This is a genomic window from Novosphingobium beihaiense (assembly GCF_022832375.1).
Taxonomy (GTDB): domain Bacteria; phylum Pseudomonadota; class Alphaproteobacteria; order Sphingomonadales; family Sphingomonadaceae; genus Novosphingobium; species Novosphingobium beihaiensis.
Genome location: NZ_JALHLG010000035.1, coordinates 13688 through 28746, shown reverse-complemented (window position 1 = coordinate 28746; position 15059 = coordinate 13688). Strand labels below are relative to the sequence as shown.

Annotated in this window: 13 protein-coding genes; 4 read left to right on the top strand and 9 right to left on the bottom strand. The window is 62.5% G+C overall.

All coding sequences use genetic code 11. The annotated features are described in order from the left end of the window. Positions 1-9 precede the first annotated feature (9 nt). The 4 genes from MTR66_RS16745 to MTR66_RS16730 all read right to left on the bottom strand — a co-directional run bounded on the left by MTR66_RS16745 (position 10) and on the right by MTR66_RS16730 (position 3350). Positions 10-777 (bottom strand): ATP-binding cassette domain-containing protein, encoded by a 768-nt coding sequence (locus MTR66_RS16745; protein WP_243923166.1) that lies wholly within the window; start codon positions 775-777, stop codon positions 10-12. After that, the gene (locus MTR66_RS16740) at positions 774-1589 is read right to left on the bottom strand and encodes an ABC transporter permease (RefSeq protein ID WP_243923164.1); all 816 of its coding nucleotides are present in this window, start codon (positions 1587-1589) and stop codon (positions 774-776) included. The genes MTR66_RS16745 and MTR66_RS16740 overlap by 4 nt, the downstream gene beginning before the upstream one ends. 58 nt (positions 1590-1647) lie before the next feature. Next, entirely contained in the window at positions 1648-2730 is a 1083-nt protein-coding gene (locus MTR66_RS16735) for a putative urea ABC transporter substrate-binding protein (RefSeq protein ID WP_243923162.1), read from the bottom strand. A gap of 113 nt (positions 2731-2843) precedes the next feature. Beyond that, complete coding sequence (locus MTR66_RS16730; RefSeq protein ID WP_243923160.1) at positions 2844-3350, bottom strand: CopG family ribbon-helix-helix protein; 507 nt, start codon at positions 3348-3350, stop codon at positions 2844-2846. A 212-nt stretch (positions 3351-3562) separates the two neighbouring features. Here MTR66_RS16730 and MTR66_RS16725 point away from each other — a divergent pair, with 212 nt between their 5' ends. The 4 genes from MTR66_RS16725 to MTR66_RS16710 all read left to right on the top strand — a co-directional run bounded on the left by MTR66_RS16725 (position 3563) and on the right by MTR66_RS16710 (position 9658). Beyond that, positions 3563-4651, top strand: a complete 1089-nt coding sequence (locus MTR66_RS16725) for an MBL fold metallo-hydrolase (RefSeq protein ID WP_243923158.1) — start codon at positions 3563-3565, stop codon at positions 4649-4651. A gap of 17 nt (positions 4652-4668) precedes the next feature. Further along, on the top strand, positions 4669-5682 hold the full coding sequence (locus MTR66_RS16720; protein WP_243923156.1) for an MBL fold metallo-hydrolase: 1014 nt from the start codon (positions 4669-4671) through the stop codon (positions 5680-5682). A gap of 295 nt (positions 5683-5977) precedes the next feature. Beyond that, on the top strand, positions 5978-7012 hold the full coding sequence (locus tag MTR66_RS16715; RefSeq protein WP_243923154.1) for a sterol desaturase family protein: 1035 nt from the start codon (positions 5978-5980) through the stop codon (positions 7010-7012). Positions 7013-7216: 204 nt separating this feature from the next. Then, positions 7217-9658, top strand: a complete 2442-nt coding sequence (locus tag MTR66_RS16710; RefSeq protein WP_243923153.1) for a TonB-dependent receptor — start codon at positions 7217-7219, stop codon at positions 9656-9658. A 121-nt stretch (positions 9659-9779) separates the two neighbouring features. Here MTR66_RS16710 and MTR66_RS16705 read toward each other — a convergent pair whose 3' ends face one another. The 5 genes from MTR66_RS16705 to MTR66_RS16685 all read right to left on the bottom strand — a co-directional run bounded on the left by MTR66_RS16705 (position 9780) and on the right by MTR66_RS16685 (position 14952). Then, a complete protein-coding gene (locus tag MTR66_RS16705) occupies positions 9780-11348 on the bottom strand; it encodes a tetratricopeptide repeat-containing sulfotransferase family protein (protein WP_243923152.1) in 1569 nt (522 codons plus the stop codon). 157 nt (positions 11349-11505) lie between these two features. After that, positions 11506-12612 (bottom strand): NAD(P)/FAD-dependent oxidoreductase, encoded by a 1107-nt coding sequence (locus tag MTR66_RS16700; protein ID WP_243923151.1) that lies wholly within the window; start codon positions 12610-12612, stop codon positions 11506-11508. Between the two features lie 59 nt (positions 12613-12671). Further along, entirely contained in the window at positions 12672-13646 is a 975-nt protein-coding gene (locus MTR66_RS16695; RefSeq protein ID WP_243923150.1) for a 3-keto-5-aminohexanoate cleavage protein, read from the bottom strand. Between the two features lie 215 nt (positions 13647-13861). Beyond that, positions 13862-14227 carry a nuclear transport factor 2 family protein gene (locus MTR66_RS16690; protein WP_243923149.1) on the bottom strand — a complete coding sequence of 122 codons (366 nt, stop codon included), beginning with the start codon at positions 14225-14227 and terminating at the stop codon, positions 13862-13864. Positions 14228-14256: 29 nt separating this feature from the next. Beyond that, the gene (locus MTR66_RS16685; RefSeq protein WP_268740563.1) at positions 14257-14952 is read right to left on the bottom strand and encodes a VOC family protein; all 696 of its coding nucleotides are present in this window, start codon (positions 14950-14952) and stop codon (positions 14257-14259) included. Positions 14953-15059: the final 107 nt, after the last annotated feature.

Here is a 15059-nt window from a genome sequence, read left to right as displayed (position 1 = left end):
ATTACCAAACTAGTCAATGGTAATACTGCCATCTTCGGAAGCGGCTGGGCCGCTGCGGTTGTTAAGCGGCAGATCGTAGACCACCGTGGCGCCGAACCGGTGCGGGGCGTGCGGATCGTGGCGGCGCTTGTCGAGCGTCAGCACCCGCGTGCCGAGCGAGAAGGCCTCGCGGATATCGTGCGTGACCATCACGATCGTCAGCGAATAGTCGCGCCACAGACGGGTGATGAGCGCGTGCATGTCCGCCCGGATGCCGGGGTCCAGCGCGCCGAAGGGCTCGTCCAGCAGCAGGATGCGCGGGCGCATGACGAGCGCCTGGGCAATCGCCAGCCGCTGCTGCATCCCGCCCGACATCTGCGCGGGATAGAGGTCGAGACTGTGGCCGAGCCCCACGGCTTCCAGCATCGCTGCTGCCTCGTCCCGCGCTGCCCGGCGCGCCGCGCCGAACAGCCGCCCCATCAGCGGGGCCTGCGGGCATTCGAGGCCGAGCATCGTGTTGCGCAGCACCGAGAGATGCGGGAACACCGAATAGCGCTGGAACACCACGCCCCGGTCCGGGCCGCATTCGGGCGTCAGCGGCTCGCCGTCGAGCAGGATGTCCCCGCGTGTCGGCGCTTCCTGCCCGAGGATGAGGCGCAGGAAGCTGCTCTTCCCGGCGCCCGAGGGGCCGACGACGGAGACGAAGGACTGAGCCTCGATATCGAGGCTGAGCCGCTCGATGACGATCCTGTCGCCATATTCGATCCAGACATCGCGGAGGCTGAGAAGCGCGCTCAATGGCTTTCTCCATGGGCCCAGGGAAACAGCCGCTTGCTGAGGTGCGTGAGCGTCAGGTCCATCAGGATCGCCAGCAGCGCGATCCAGGCGACATAGGGCAGGATGATATCCATCGAGAGATAGCGCCGCACCAGGAAGATCCGGTAGCCAAGGCCGACATCCGAAGCGATCGCCTCCGCCGAGATCAGGAACACCCAGGCCGGGCCGAGCGCCAGCCGCATCGCCTGTATCAGGCGCGGCATGGCCTGCGGCAGCGCGACCCGGATCATCACTTGCCAGCTGCTCGCGCCCAGCGTCTGCGCCTTGATGATCTGCTCTCTGGGCAGGGCGGTGACATGGGCGGCGATGTCGCGGATCATGACCGGCGCGATGCCCACCACGATCAGCGCGACTTTGGCCGTCTCGCCCAGCCCCAGCGCGATGAACAGGATCGGCAGCAGCGCGATCGGCGGAATGACGGCAATGCCGGTGACGAGCGGGCCGAAAGTCGCCCGCACCGGCGGCAGCACGCCCAGCGCAAGGCCGACCACGAGCGCCATCAGCGTGGCGATCCCCAGCCCCATGCCCAGCCTTTCCAGACTGGCCAGCGTATCCGCCCAGAACACCAGTTGGCCCGAGAGCTTGTCCGGCAGGAAAATGAGCGCGTACATGCTCTCGGCCATCCGGCCGGGCAGGGGCAGGATCTTGTCCGCCGGATTGGCCGCGTGGCGGCTGGCGGCCATGATGAGATAGATCACCACCAGCAGCAGGATCGGCAGCGATCCCAGAAGCAGGCGATCCCCTCGCCGCATGTGACGATTTACCCAGCGCATGATTGTCCCACCACCTTGATGACGCGGATAGGGCCTGTTCGGGCCCGGATTTTGCCGATCAAAGCTTTCCGTCGGCCGCCAGCTTCATGAAGCTATCGTCGAAACGCATCGTCACATTCTGAGCATCACCCAGCGTCTTGCCGCCGGGGAAAGCCATGCCCACGGCATCGGCTGATGCGGCCCCCGGAAACAGCCCCTTGGAATAGCTGAAGTCGCGCACGCGGGTCATCGTCGTGATCAGGTCCGGAGACGAGGTCGCCGCGACGGCCGCCTTGGGATCGGAATAGAGATAGGTCGTGGAAAGCTGGCCGTCGAAAGCCTCCGGCGTGGCGCCTGCCAGCTTGGCCATGGCCGCGCGCGCCGCTTTGCCCGCCGCGTCCTGCTGCTGCATCAGCGCCACCGTTTCGTACCAGATCCCGGCCAGCGCCTTGCCCAGATCGGGATTGGCCTTGAGCGTCTTGGTGTCGACGACCAGCAGATCGAGAATCTCGCCCGGGATGTTGGCGGAACTGAACACCTCGTGCGCGCCCTTCTGCGCCTTCATCACCGAAAGCTGCGGGTTCCAGGCGACCGCCGCCGTCACGTCCGGGCTGGCGAAGGCGCCGACGATATCGGCATCGGAGGTATTGACCGTCTTCACGTCGCTGAGCGTCATGCCCACCGAATTCAGCGCGCGCGCCAGCAGGTAGTGGGACACGGACAGTTCGGCGAGATTGACCTTGCGGCCCTTGATCGCCTTGAGATCGTCCGCCCCTTTGAGCAGGACGCCGTCATTGCCGTTCGAATAGTCGCCGACGATGATGGCACTGGTATCCTTGCCGCCCGCGGCGGGGATGGTCAGTGCATCCATATTGGCGACGGTGACGCCGTCCAGCTTGCCCGCCGTGTACTGGTTCACCGATTCGACATAATCGTTCACCTGAACGATGTTGATCTTGATCCCGTACTTATCGGCCCACTTCTTCACGATCCCGGCCTGCTGCGCATAGGGCCAGGGCATCCAGCCCGCGTAGATCGACCATCCGATGTTGAATTCGTGGCGCGGCTCCGGCGCTTCATCGGACGGCTTGGAGCAGGATGCCAGAAGCAGCGCCCCCGCCATCACGGCCACGCCTGCTGCCTTGCGGATGGATACGATCATGACTCGGTCCCCTTTCGCAATGCAGCATTGCGTCATTCGCGGGGCTTGTCCATCGGAAAATTATTACGCTGGTGAGATTTTGTAATACGCACCATGAGCCACGGGCCATTGCGTTAAATGGCGGCTTCCTGGTTCGCGTGGCTCTTGCGCACCTGCGCGCCCGCGTTCTCCTTGCCGTCCTGCTCATGCAGCGGGGGCAGCAGGGCTGTCGTCGTGACAAGCTGCAGCTGGCGCACCCCGCGCACGCTGCGCAGCGCATCGCACAGTTCCTTCAGCCGCACGGCAGGCCCCTGCACCAGCAGCACTTCCAGCGACTGGTCGTCTTCCAGGAAGACATGCTGCGAGGAGATCACTTCCTTCAGATACTCGGCCTGGCTTTCCGCGAGCTGCTGCCGCACCCGTCCCCGGTCTCCCCGGTAAACGATGGTAATCGTGCCCGCGAGCATCTCTTCGGGATGAGTCAGCGCCTCGTGCTCGGCTAGCGCATGACGGATCAGTTCGGCGATCAGTTGCGACCGCGAAGGCAAATTCCGCTCTTCGACCATAACGTCCAGCTGACGGAACAGTTCGGCGGGAAGACTCATGCTGAGCCGGGCGAGACTGGCGTTTTCGGTACTCATACTATTGCCCCTCCAAATAGTCTTAAATTCATCGAGCGCAATACTGTCCTCCCGACTAGCAAGGATCAGCATCCCTGGACCCGCGAAACGGTCACAAATGTGCACGAACTATAGGCAAAATTATTACCATTGAAAGAAATGGTAATATCAATATCATACCCCCTGCCTGAGCGCGGCGGCGCATGCTCACGAACCATTCCGGGGGGAATTCTGTGGCAGAGAAACTGGCCTGTAGTCCTGCATCGTCCGGCCATCCATGGGATGGGCCCAAGCGCTGGTACCCGAACGGCAATCTGGCGCTGGGGTACAACCCGCCGGGCGTCCGCAACACCGACAGCGCCTTGCCGCTGCATCCATCCGAACCGGTCATCCATGACTACGCCTGCGATGGCCCCGCGCCGGGCAACCTGGCTTTCCGCTGGACCTACGGGTCCAATGTCGCGGCGAAGAACCGCGATCCGCGCGTGCAGGTGGTGCAGTATAACGAAGACACCTTCGTCCTGCGCCAAAACGTCTGCGTGCACTGGGAAGCGCCGTTCACGTATCTGCTGTTCGGCAATGCGGGCGCTCTGCTGATCGATACCGGGGCGACGGCGAACGCGCGGCACTATCCGCTGCGCGAGACGGTCGATGCGATCATCACGCGTTGGGGCCAGGCGCGGGGGCGCCGCAAGGTTCCCCTCACCGTCGCGCTGACCTCGGGCGAGGATGTCGCCCAGAATCAGGGGCTGGTGCAGTTCGCCGGGCGGCCGGACACCACTCTGGTGCCCAAGCCGCTGGAAGTGATGAAACGCTTCTATGGCCTCGAGAGCCACTGGCCCTCGGGCACCGGCGCGATCGATCTCGGCGACCGCGTGATCGAGGTGATCCCGACTCCGGGCGCGCACAAGGACGGCGTGAGCTTCTACGATCCCTATTGCGATCTCCTCTTCACCGGAGACCTGCTGTTTCCCGGCAAGATCAACATCGGCAACGACCGCGACTTCACCGCCTCGCTGGAGCGGCTCGAGGCCTTTGCAGGCAGCCGCCCGGTGAAGTGGATTCTGGGCGGGCATATCGAAATGATGTTCGTACCCGGCCGCTACTACCCGCGCTTCGCGACGTACAAGCCCTACGAGCGCGTGCTGGAGATGGAACCGGCGTTGATCGGCGAGGCCATCCGCTATGCCCGCGAAGTGCAGGGCAAGGACATGATGCTGATCCGGCCCGATTTCGTGCTGTTCAACGGCGTCAGCCCCGATCAGCGCACCCGCGTCTGGCCCGAGGGCGTGCCGTACTTCAGCCCGCCCCGCCCTTTTTGACGACAGGGAGAGCATTCGTGGATCGTCGCAGTTTCCTTGGCTACAATGCAGCAGCCGCCGCTATCCCGCTGTCGGGCGCGGGGCTGGCCGGCCTTTCCGATGCGGCGGCCGCCGCCACCCGTCCGGCCCCGGTCGATTTCAAGAGCAATCTTCCCGCCTCCGGCCAGTTTCCGGACAAGTGGATCTGCGGCTCCTCCTCCTGCATGGACAACACCGATCCGCCGGTGCAGGTCCACTGGTACAACGCGCACACCGCCATCCTGCGGCAGAACAAGGCCTACAGCTACGAAGCGCCTTTCGCGCCGCTCTATTTCGGCAACGACCGGGTGCTGCTGCTCGATGAAGGCTTCGTCCAGCTGCGCAACGACTGGGACCAGCGCGGCGTCGTGGACCAGTGCATTGAGGACTGGTGCCGCCGCAATGGCCGCGATCCCGCCAGCATGGAACTGCTGGTGGCCTTCACGCACCTCCATGCAGACCACTATGCCGCGGCCAACCAGTTCGCGGACCGCCCGAACACGCGCTGCATGGGACTGACGCATGAGGAAATGGTCGGCTTCTGGGGCATGACCGAGTTTCCCGAGGAACGCGTGACGCTGGATCTGGGCGGCCGCGACATCCTGATCTGGGGATCGCCGGGCCATGTCGTGTCCGAATTCGCCTATTACGACAGCTATACCCAGATCCTTTTCACGGGAGACATGTTCTACCGGGGGCGCTGCTACATCAGCTTCTGGCAGCCCTGGTTCGACAGCATGAAGCGGCTGATCGACTTCTGCGACACCCATCCGGTAACGCATGTCATGGGCTGCCATGTGGAGATCAGCAAGGACGGCCAGGACTATGCCTATGGCATGACCTACCAGCCCGACGAGGCGCCCGTGCAGATGACAGTGCAGCAATTGCGCGAGGCCTATGCCTATGCGCAGACAGTCACCGAACCGGGCATCTACTTCACGGGCACCGTCTTCCTGTGCAACCAGACACGCGGCACGACGACGATCGATCAAAATCCCTACCGCTACAGCTGATACCGGGCCTGCCGGCATGGGCCGGCAGGCCGCGAATCATGAGCGCTGCGAACGCCGTGTGTGGCATGCGCGCATCAGAAAGGTCTGGTGCAGGCTGCCTCACACTCCGGCAATAACGCTGAATTTCAGGCACTTTCCGATTTTCCGATCACAATTCACCGGCCTGAAATTAATACTCTTGACGCAATTGGTAATATCAATACCGTGTGTCAAATCGCCGGGTACGAGCGATACCTAACCGGGAGAGAGAATCTGAAACATCAAGCCGGTCTCCGGCTTGAAGGGGAGATTTTCGATGGATCAACTGCCGGCCTACAATGCTGCTTCTTCAGACGATGCGCGATCGATCGCTGGCGGCATCGACTCCAGCGAAACTCCTGTCCCGGTTCTCAGCCCTTCGGGTTCGCACAACACCGGCGGCACGGACGGTCACGGCAGGAAAACTGCAGGGAAGCTGCTTGTCGATCTGCTGCCGCCCGCAACCGTCACTGTGATCGTTCTGTTCTGGGCTTTCGGGCCCGAGGCATGGACCAGCAATCCCTTGTCCATACTCGTGGCGGGCAGCCTGACGACGGCGTTCGTCCAGGCTCTGGAATGGGTGCTGGAACGGCATGAAGGCTGGCGGCTGAACATACGCGAGTTCGTCACGGACGTCTTTTACGTCGTCCTGGGATACACGGCGATTGCCTGGGTTTCGGAGAAGCTGGCCGAAGAGCCGCTGAGGGCGCTGAAGCACTCGCTTGGCATCACCACCGAATGGACACTGCACGCGCCGTTTCTGGTGCAGGTTGCACTGGTGATCTGCCTGATCGAGTTCGGGCAATACTGGATGCACCGGGCCATGCACAATTGGCATCCGCTGTGGCTGACCCACGCGCCGCATCATCACATCACCCAGCTCAATGCGATGAAGGGGTCGGTCGGCAATCCCATCGAACTTTTCCTGATCAGCCTTAGCGTGGTTGCGCTGTTCGATTTCCAGCTGCCTGCGCTGTTCTGCGCCTTCAACGTGTTGAGCGCAGTGTCCATTTTCGCGCACGCCAATGTGCGCTCCAATCCGCCGCTGTTCTACTCGTATATCTTCACAACGATCCGGCACCACAGCCTGCATCATTCCGTGGATTACGAGAGCACCCGCTGCAACTACGGCAACTCGCTGATCATCTTCGATCGCATGTTCGGCACGTACCACGAAGGGGAGTCCACCATCGTAGGGCAGGACGAGCGCAGGCGGCTGTCGATCTGGGAGCAGTTCATGTTCCCGTTTCAGCCCTTGATAGAGCGGATCAAGAAAAAACAGGGCCACAAGACGGCATCTGCAGCCAAGTGACTGGCCGATCCCGGCCAGGACAGAAAACGGGATCGCACGCTTTGACGCATTCAATTTGAGAAAACCGGACCACAAGCGCGCTGCCCGCCCATTGGGGCAAACGGAACCAGCACGCTCGGGAGTTCAAAAATTCAACAACATCTCAGGTTCTGGCGAAGAGGCGTCAGGGCACGGGAGCACTTAATCCAGAAAAGGGGGTAGCACATGGCAAATCATGCGAAGCTAAGGGCGGGGCTTCTATCAGCAACCATATTCACGAGCGTCACGCTCGCGGCACCGGCATGGGCGGATGACGCGGCGGCAGCAGCCGCAGATGCCGACAGCGGCAATGCCATCGTCGTCACGGCCACCCGCCGCACGACGACGATCATGGACACGCCGATCAACATTTCTGCGGTCAGCGCCGAGGAACTCGACCGCGAGCGGATCGACGACGTGCGCGACCTGGCCGATTTCACCCCGGGCATGACCGTTTCGGACACCGGCTCGGGTTCGACCGGCACGATCGTGCTGCGCGGGCTCAGGGCATCCGATGTGAACGCGAGCGGCACATCCTACGACAATGCTCTGGGCATTTATCTGGGCGAAGTCCCGCTCTACTACGATTTCAAACTGATCGACATCCAGCGCGTCGAAACGCTGCTGGGCCCGCAAGGCACGCTTTACGGGCTCGGCACGCTGGCAGGCGCGATCCGCTACATTCCGAACCGGCCCAATGTCGAGAATTTCGAAGGCGCAGCGCATGGTCGGCTCTACGGCAAGAGCCATGCCGGCGATGCAGGCTATCAACTCGACGGCATGATCAACATTCCGATCGTCAAGGATCACATCGCTTTCCGTTCGGCCACGGGCTACTACTACGATCCGGGCTTCATCGACTATCCGCTGCTCCTTCAGGAACCGGGCGTTTCCCTGCCGCAGCCGGACGGCCCCGACAGCATCTCGGACGCAGGCCGTGCCGCAAACCTCTACAAGCGCAAGGATCTCAATTTCGAGAGAACCTTCACCACGCGCAACCAGTTGCTGCTTCAGACCAGCGATGATCTGAAAGTGATTTTCACTTATGCCTACCAGCGTACCAAGACCGATGGCGCGCAGGCCAACAGCGCAGGCGTGCTCGGCACCGGCAAGTACGAAAACGCCGGCCGCTATAAAGAGCCGGTCGACCGCCACGCGCATCTCGCCAGCATGGAGATCAACGCGAACATTGCCGATTTCGCCGATCTCGTTGCGACGACAGCCTATACAGAAGACAAGGGGCTTCTGGAGGGCGACAACACCGACTTGTTGCTCGACCTCGACTATGGCTATGAATCGTTCCCTGCCTTTTCGAGCTGGAGCGAGTTTGACCGCCGCCGCAAGCAGTTCAATCAGGAGATCCGCCTTGTTTCCACACATGGCGGCCCGTTCAGCTGGGTTCTCGGCGGTTTCTACAACGAGAACAAGTATCACAGCGATTATGCCGAGCATGTGCCCGGCCACCCGTGGGTCGATCTCGCCTCCAATCCGGACGAATTGGAGTATGTCAGCTACGTCAAGTCGAAGGTAACCGAGAAGGCCATTTTCGGTGAGGGCACGTTCCATGTGACGCCGGAATGGCAGGTCACCGCCGGCACGCGCTATTTCAAATACAGCTCGACCATTGCGGGCGCAGCAGCGCTGCCGCTGCTGGGTGATCCGCTCAGCCCCTACGACTTGCCCGTCAACGGCGGCAAGGCAGGCAAGGATGGCTGGGTGTGGAAGTTCAACACATCCTACAACTTCTCGCCGGACGTCATGGCCTACGCCACGTACAGCAAGGGCTATCGCATCGGCGGCCCGAACCGGGTTGCCCCTTGTCCTGCCGATGTCCAGCCCGGGCAGCAGATCATCTGTGCCTTGCCGGACGAACTCCAGTATGGCCCCGATACGACCAAGAACATCGAACTTGGCATTCGCACACAATTGTTCGACCGCAAGCTGTCGTTCAACTTCAATGTCTTCCACATCAAGTGGGAAGGCATTCAGGTCGCGTCCGCGACGCTCTATGGCGCCACGGGCATTACGGTCAACGGCGGCGCGGCGAGATCCAAGGGCTTCGAAACCTCGTTCCAGTTCAAGCCGGTCCCGCAATTGTCGATTCAGGGCACCTATTCCTACACCGACGCCAAACTGACGGAAGACGTGCCGGGGATCATCACCTACCGCCCGGTGCCGGGTTATTACGGCCCCTACCAATCGAATGCGAACCCGAGCGCGCCTCCCAAGTTCACGCAGGGGAGCGCTCTTGACGGCGATCGCCTGCCTGGATCAGCGAAGAACTCGGGCAGCCTGGGCGTGACTTACACCGCCCCTATGGCGAATGGCGATATCGTCGCGAACTGGACAGCCACCTATCGCGGCAGTGTCGTCTCCCGCCTCGGCTGGGAGCGCACCTATGGCGACAAGCTGCCCAGCTATGTGCTGCACCGTGCATCCCTTTCCTATGAAACGGACAAGTTCAGCCTCAGCCTGTTCGCGAACAACATCTTTGACAAATTTGCCGTGTCGGCGGTCGATCAGGACCGTTCGCGTTCTGGCGTCAACGATGGTGTTGTCGTGCGTTACTACAAGCACGCTGTCGTCAATCCGCGCACTTTCGGCATCGAGGCACGTATCAAATATTAATGGGGCGGAGGCTCTGAGGGTCGCACCCAGCCGCCAACGCAGGAAGGGCGGTGCCGCATCAGCGGTGCCGCCCTTTTCCTTGCAGCGTAAGAAAAGGCGCGTAGCCTTTCCCTCGCCGCAATCAGTCTGTCAAAATACCTTGCGCCTCGAAAAAGGCGCGAACTTCATCCATACCCTGCGCATGGGTCTTCCAACGGCAGATCCCTTCGCTGTTGAGCTTACGCCGCACCTGGGCGGCGCTGGGGGTCGCCACGGCGGCACTGTTTTCATGGAACGACAGGCAAGCCGCATCCCATTCAAGGCCGCAATGGTCCAGCAGGCGCCGGGTCTGCCCTTCCTGATCAGCCACAAGCTCTTCGTATGATAATTGCAGCACCCGCCCCGGCCAGAGGTGGTCCCACAAGGCCATCAGCCGGTCGAAACGCAGATAGTAGCGCGCCGTGTCCATCAGGTCATAGGAATAGGCATAATAGGCGGACTGGCTGGAAAACAGGTTTTTGTAGTTGCTCCAGACCGTATCCATCGGATTGCGGCGCAGGCAGACGATCCGCGCCTGAGGCAAGGCCCGCACGATATGGCCGGTATAGAGGAAATTCGCGGGCAGCTTGTCGACAAAGCGCGCTGCGCCTTTGGGCCGCTGATGGCTCGCCCGGGCCATATAGGCCTTGCCGATCACCATGGGATCGATGGCCCCGCTCGCCCTGATCGTCTCCGGATCTATGACGGTGCGCGATGCCGTTCGCGCGGCCTGCTTGACCGCCAGCGGCATGGCCTGCAGTTCTCCCGCCGATCCCACATCGCGGTGCGATGACAGGATACGATCGGTCAGAGTCGTGCCGGTGCGCGGCATGCCCACCACGAATATGGGGGCCGGGTCCGGATAGCCATCGCCCGCGGCCAGCGCATCGCCTCCCTCGCCGAAGAGCGCTTCCAGCGCATCGAACATCGCCGCATCCTGCTCGAAATCATAGCCGAGCGCCTGTTTCTGTGCGGCATTGGCGGCGGACAGGTAGCGAAAGGCACCCGAGGCATCGCCAATATCTTCCAGTTCCTTGGCCAGGGCATAGCGGATGCGCAGCGCGTCTTCGGGCCGGTCTGCCCCGGCGAGGGCCCTTTCCAGCCTCGGCACATGATTGGCTTGCACCGTCTGCCGGGCCAGGATCGCCAGTGCATAATGCGCGCGCGCATTGCCGGGATCGGCCGCCAGGATCGCCTCGTAGTGCGCGCGCGCATCGTCCACCCGGCCGGTGAAGCCGCTGGCAGCCGCCAGATTGTAACGGTACTCCAGATTGTCCGGCTCTGCCGCCACAGCCGCCGTAAAGGGCGCGAGCGACGCTTCATGATCGCCCAGCCGGGTCAGAACGCAGCCGATCGTATCGAGCGTCAGCGCATCGCGCGGGGCCAGCCCCATCGCGGCATGGGCGGCCTCCCCCGCCTCGCCTTCGCGCCGCAGCAAGATCAGCAGCCTGGCAAGCTGGGCGAGGTGTTCCGCCTGCGGCCCACGCGCCACCGCCGCCTGGACCAACGGCACCGCCTTGGCGATCTGGCCAGCTTCGGCCGCGACCATGCCCATCAGGAAAAAGCCCGCCGGGCTCTCCGGACGGCCCTGCGCAAGCGCTTTGGCCGCTGCCGCCGCGGCCGGAAGATCGCCCCGGGCAAGCGCCGCCCTCGCCTGTGCTTCCGGCGTCACGCGGCCACCTTGGCGCAAGCAGCGCGAGACACGCCTTCCCCCATTTCCCAACAGACATTCAGTCCATGCAGTATAACGGCCACTACTCCGCCCAAAGCGCTGCCCGCGCGAAAGCGGCGAGCCTAGCCAGCGCGCCCGGCCCATTCAATCGATAACCTCACCGGGAGGCAGGCCGGCCCGCCATCTGCGCTACCCGCTCCGCGATAGCCAGCGAAGCCGTGAGCCCCGGCGATTCGATGCCGAACAGATTGATCAGGCCCGGCAGACCATGCGCCTCTTCCCCCTGCAACACGAAGTCCGCAGTGGCCATGCCCGGCCCGGCCAGCTTCGGGCGGACACCGGCATAGGCAGGTTGCAGCCGCTCCTCTTCCACACCGGGCCAGATCCGCCGCGCCTCGGCAAGGAACCCTGGCTTCAACGCGGGATCGACGGTGTAGTCGATCGCGTCGATCCAGTGAATGTCCGGCCCGAAACGCGCCTGTCCGCCAAGGTCCAGCGTGAAATGCGTGCCAAGGCTCGCCGGTCCGGGCACCGGATAGATCAGCCGGGAAAACGGCACCTTCCCGGCATAGGAGAAGTAGCACCCCTTGGCCAGAAACAGCGGCGGCACCAGCGCCGGATCAAGCGCGTCTATCGTCTGCGCCAGCGCCTGTGCGCCCAGCCCGGCAGCATTGACGAGAACCGGCGCGGCAAGGCGCGTTTCGCCGACTTCAACCGTCCAGCGCGCGCCATCCTTTGCGATAGTGCCGACCGGCGCATCGCAAACCAGCATGGCCCCATGCGCTTCGGCTTCACCCAGCAGGGCCAGCATCAGGCCATGCTGATCGACAATGCCCGTCGAGGGAGAATGAACGGCCCCCGCGCAGACCAGTTCCGGCTCGATCGCCTGCGCCTCCGCAGGCTCCAGCCGCACGAGATCGGTGACACCGGCTGCGCCGCCGCGTGCCATCACCGCGTCGAGCGCGGGAAATTCCGCTTCGCTCGCAGCAATGATCAGCTTCCCGCAGCGCCGGTGCGGCACGCCGCGCCTTTCGCAGAAATCGTAAAGCAGGCGCCGTCCCTCTACGCAGAGCTGCGCCTTCAGCGATCCTTCGGGGTAATAGAGACCTGCATGGATCACCCCGCTGTTGCGGGAAGAGGTAACCGTTCCGAACTGCCGCTCCCGTTCCAGAATCATCACTTCGTGACCGGCCAGTGCCAGCGCCCGCGAAACCGCAAGCCCTACGACACCGGCCCCCACAACGATCGCACCGACTTCATCCATGCCGCATACTTAGCGACGGGACCTGCCGATTGCACCATGCGGTATCCCAATGGTGCAGATCAGCGCGGCTGCATTCCCAGCATCTGGCGCATTTCATTCGCCGTCGCCGGGCGCCTGCCATGCAGCGCCGCGATTTCCTTGGCAGTTTTCAGCATCTCGATATTACTGGTGAACTGCTCGTTGGAATTGGGATACTTCCACTGCGTATCCTCGGTGCCAATGCGGATGTGCAGACCCAGCATCGTTGCCAGCGTCGTCATGTACATCGTCGCCCGTCCCGCCGCGCAAACGAGGATCTGCGCCTCAGGATTGAGCTTTCGGATCTGGTGGATCATCAGCATCATCTGCCTGATCATGTCATCGGTATCCATGACACAGTTGCCCGAAAGCAAAGTGCGGCCGATATCGAACGGCAGGCCGAACAGCAGGCCCCACAGCACCGGCCCGGTCATGATCCCGGTATCGATGAGACGGCGCTTGGTCAGTTCGATTTCGCCCGAATTGTGGATCGCCAGCGCAGGCAGCACACCATTGGCAAAGAGCGTGCGCACGGCGGGCCCCACGAAAGCTTCCGGATGACCGGGCGCGCAAGGAGCGATTTCCGCGAGCCCTGCCACAGCCGGGCTCATGCACTCCTCGAACGTCTTGCCGTTGAGGACATTGAGGTCCGCGATGAAGTCATAGCCGTAGCGCTTGCGCAGCGGCTCCAGCACCATCTGGTAGGCTTCGACCGGCGGGATCTGATCCAGACGGCGGCCGTCCTTGTCCGTCACCCAGGTGAAGTCGATATGAACCGAGCAGACACCCTCCTCGATGACCGCTGATGCCTCGTCGATATATTGCTCGATCGAGGATACCGACGCGCCCTGATCCGCATCCTCGCCAAAGCGGTTCGAAACCGCGCAGGAAATGCCGATCGCTTCGGGAATATCCCATTTGGGCTGTTCGTAGTTGCCGAGGAAACCGTAACCTTCGGACTCCTGCCGGGCTGCTTCCCACAGCGAGGGGACTTCCTGTTGAGCCGTTGCATTCATGTTAGTTTTTCCTCTCCTCCGGCCCTGCCGGAACGAAACGCCTTTGGTGTGAACACTCGTGAGATCATTTTAGAAACAGTATGTCCTGATTTGTTGATGGCAGCAGTTAGGGGCAGTCAAATCGGTAAAATCTCCGGACCCGGCTCAACAGCGCCGCAGCCTCACAACAGGCCCCCTCGCCCCGGCACGCCCGCGAGCCGCGCGGCGGCGCCTGTCTATCGCGGCATCAACGGATCGGTATCCCGGCTGTCGTAATATTCCTCTATCCTGGCGATCCGGCCGTCGTCCGCCAGTTCTATCCGCATCATGCCGGGCAGCCTCAGTTCATCGCCCGATTTGAGCGATGCGGTGATGACATGCTGCACAAAACGGATGTTGCCCGCCTCAACAGCACGCCGGTCTTCGTAAGAGAGCCGGGTAGAACTCTGGCACAGGTGCGTAAGGGCGATGGCGGCCGTATCCACGGTCTTCTCCACCTCATCAACATTGTGCCAGATGCGGGCATCCGGAATGAAACAGGCGCCAAGCGCAGGCATGTCTCCCCGCTCGACCGCATCGTACATGCGCGCGATAACGTCCACGTCACAGCCTCCGCTGGTATCTGTAAATATCAGCCCTGCGCTTCGGCAGAGGCATGAGCATCCGGCGCGAAATTGAGCGCCTGGCGCAATTGCGCATCGTCCATGTAGCCAACGGCTTCGAACATCGGCGGCGGAATCGGCGTGGGGAACATCATGCCATCACCCTTGGGCTGCGGCACGGCGCCGCCGCTTCCGGCGTAGGCTTCCGGGTCGATGTAGCGCGCCAGTTCCTCGGGGCTGATACCCAGCTTTTCGGCAACGCTCTTGTCCATCCACGCAGGCGTCAGCCCCTGCGAGGTATCGCCAGTGGCGAATTCCAACAGGATGCCTTCAGGGGCGCCAAGGTACATCGACTGGCTGAGACCGTGATCAAGCGGGCCAACCACGGCATAGCCGTGGCTGCGCAGCCGGTCGCGCAAGTCGAGCATGTCCTGCAGCGTATCGACGTTGAACGAGACATGCTGCATCGCGCCGCCCGCTACCGAGGAGGTGATGTCCTGAGGATGGCTGACTCCGATTTCCGGCGCGATCTGGACGCCCTCCACCTCGACGAAACTGAGATAACAATCCTTGCCCGCCTGCAGGAACGAATGGGACGCCCCCTCCACGCCGTGCATCGGAATAAGGCCCACAAGTTTCATGCCCACGGCCTGAGTGAAGAACTCGATCTGCGCCTTCATGTTATTGGTACACAGTGCAAGGTGGTGAATGCCTGAAAGTCCCATCGTATGTCCTCTCGCTCCAATTGGCCGGCCGTGCGGCTTGGCCTGCCTGGCAGGCGTTCCGGAAGAGCCGGCGGCCTCGTCAGATCTTCATCGTATCAACATAAGCC

Excerpts from the sequence above, each read along its gene's own strand:
- MTR66_RS16715 (WP_243923154.1), top strand. The coding sequence starts at position 5,978 with ATGGATCAACTGCCGGCCTACAATGCTGCTTCTTCAGACGATGCGCGA.
- MTR66_RS16700 (WP_243923151.1), bottom strand. The coding sequence starts at position 12,612 with ATGGATGAAGTCGGTGCGATCGTTGTGGGGGCCGGTGTCGTAGGGCTT.
- MTR66_RS16730 (WP_243923160.1), bottom strand. The coding sequence starts at position 3,350 with ATGAGTACCGAAAACGCCAGTCTCGCCCGGCTCAGCATGAGTCTTCCC.
- MTR66_RS16695 (WP_243923150.1), bottom strand. The coding sequence starts at position 13,646 with ATGAATGCAACGGCTCAACAGGAAGTCCCCTCGCTGTGGGAAGCAGCC.
- MTR66_RS16740 (WP_243923164.1), bottom strand. The coding sequence starts at position 1,589 with ATGCGCTGGGTAAATCGTCACATGCGGCGAGGGGATCGCCTGCTTCTG.
- MTR66_RS16710 (WP_243923153.1), top strand. The coding sequence starts at position 7,217 with ATGGCAAATCATGCGAAGCTAAGGGCGGGGCTTCTATCAGCAACCATA.
- MTR66_RS16735 (WP_243923162.1), bottom strand. The coding sequence starts at position 2,730 with ATGATCGTATCCATCCGCAAGGCAGCAGGCGTGGCCGTGATGGCGGGG.
- MTR66_RS16685 (WP_268740563.1), bottom strand. The coding sequence starts at position 14,952 with ATGGGACTTTCAGGCATTCACCACCTTGCACTGTGTACCAATAACATG.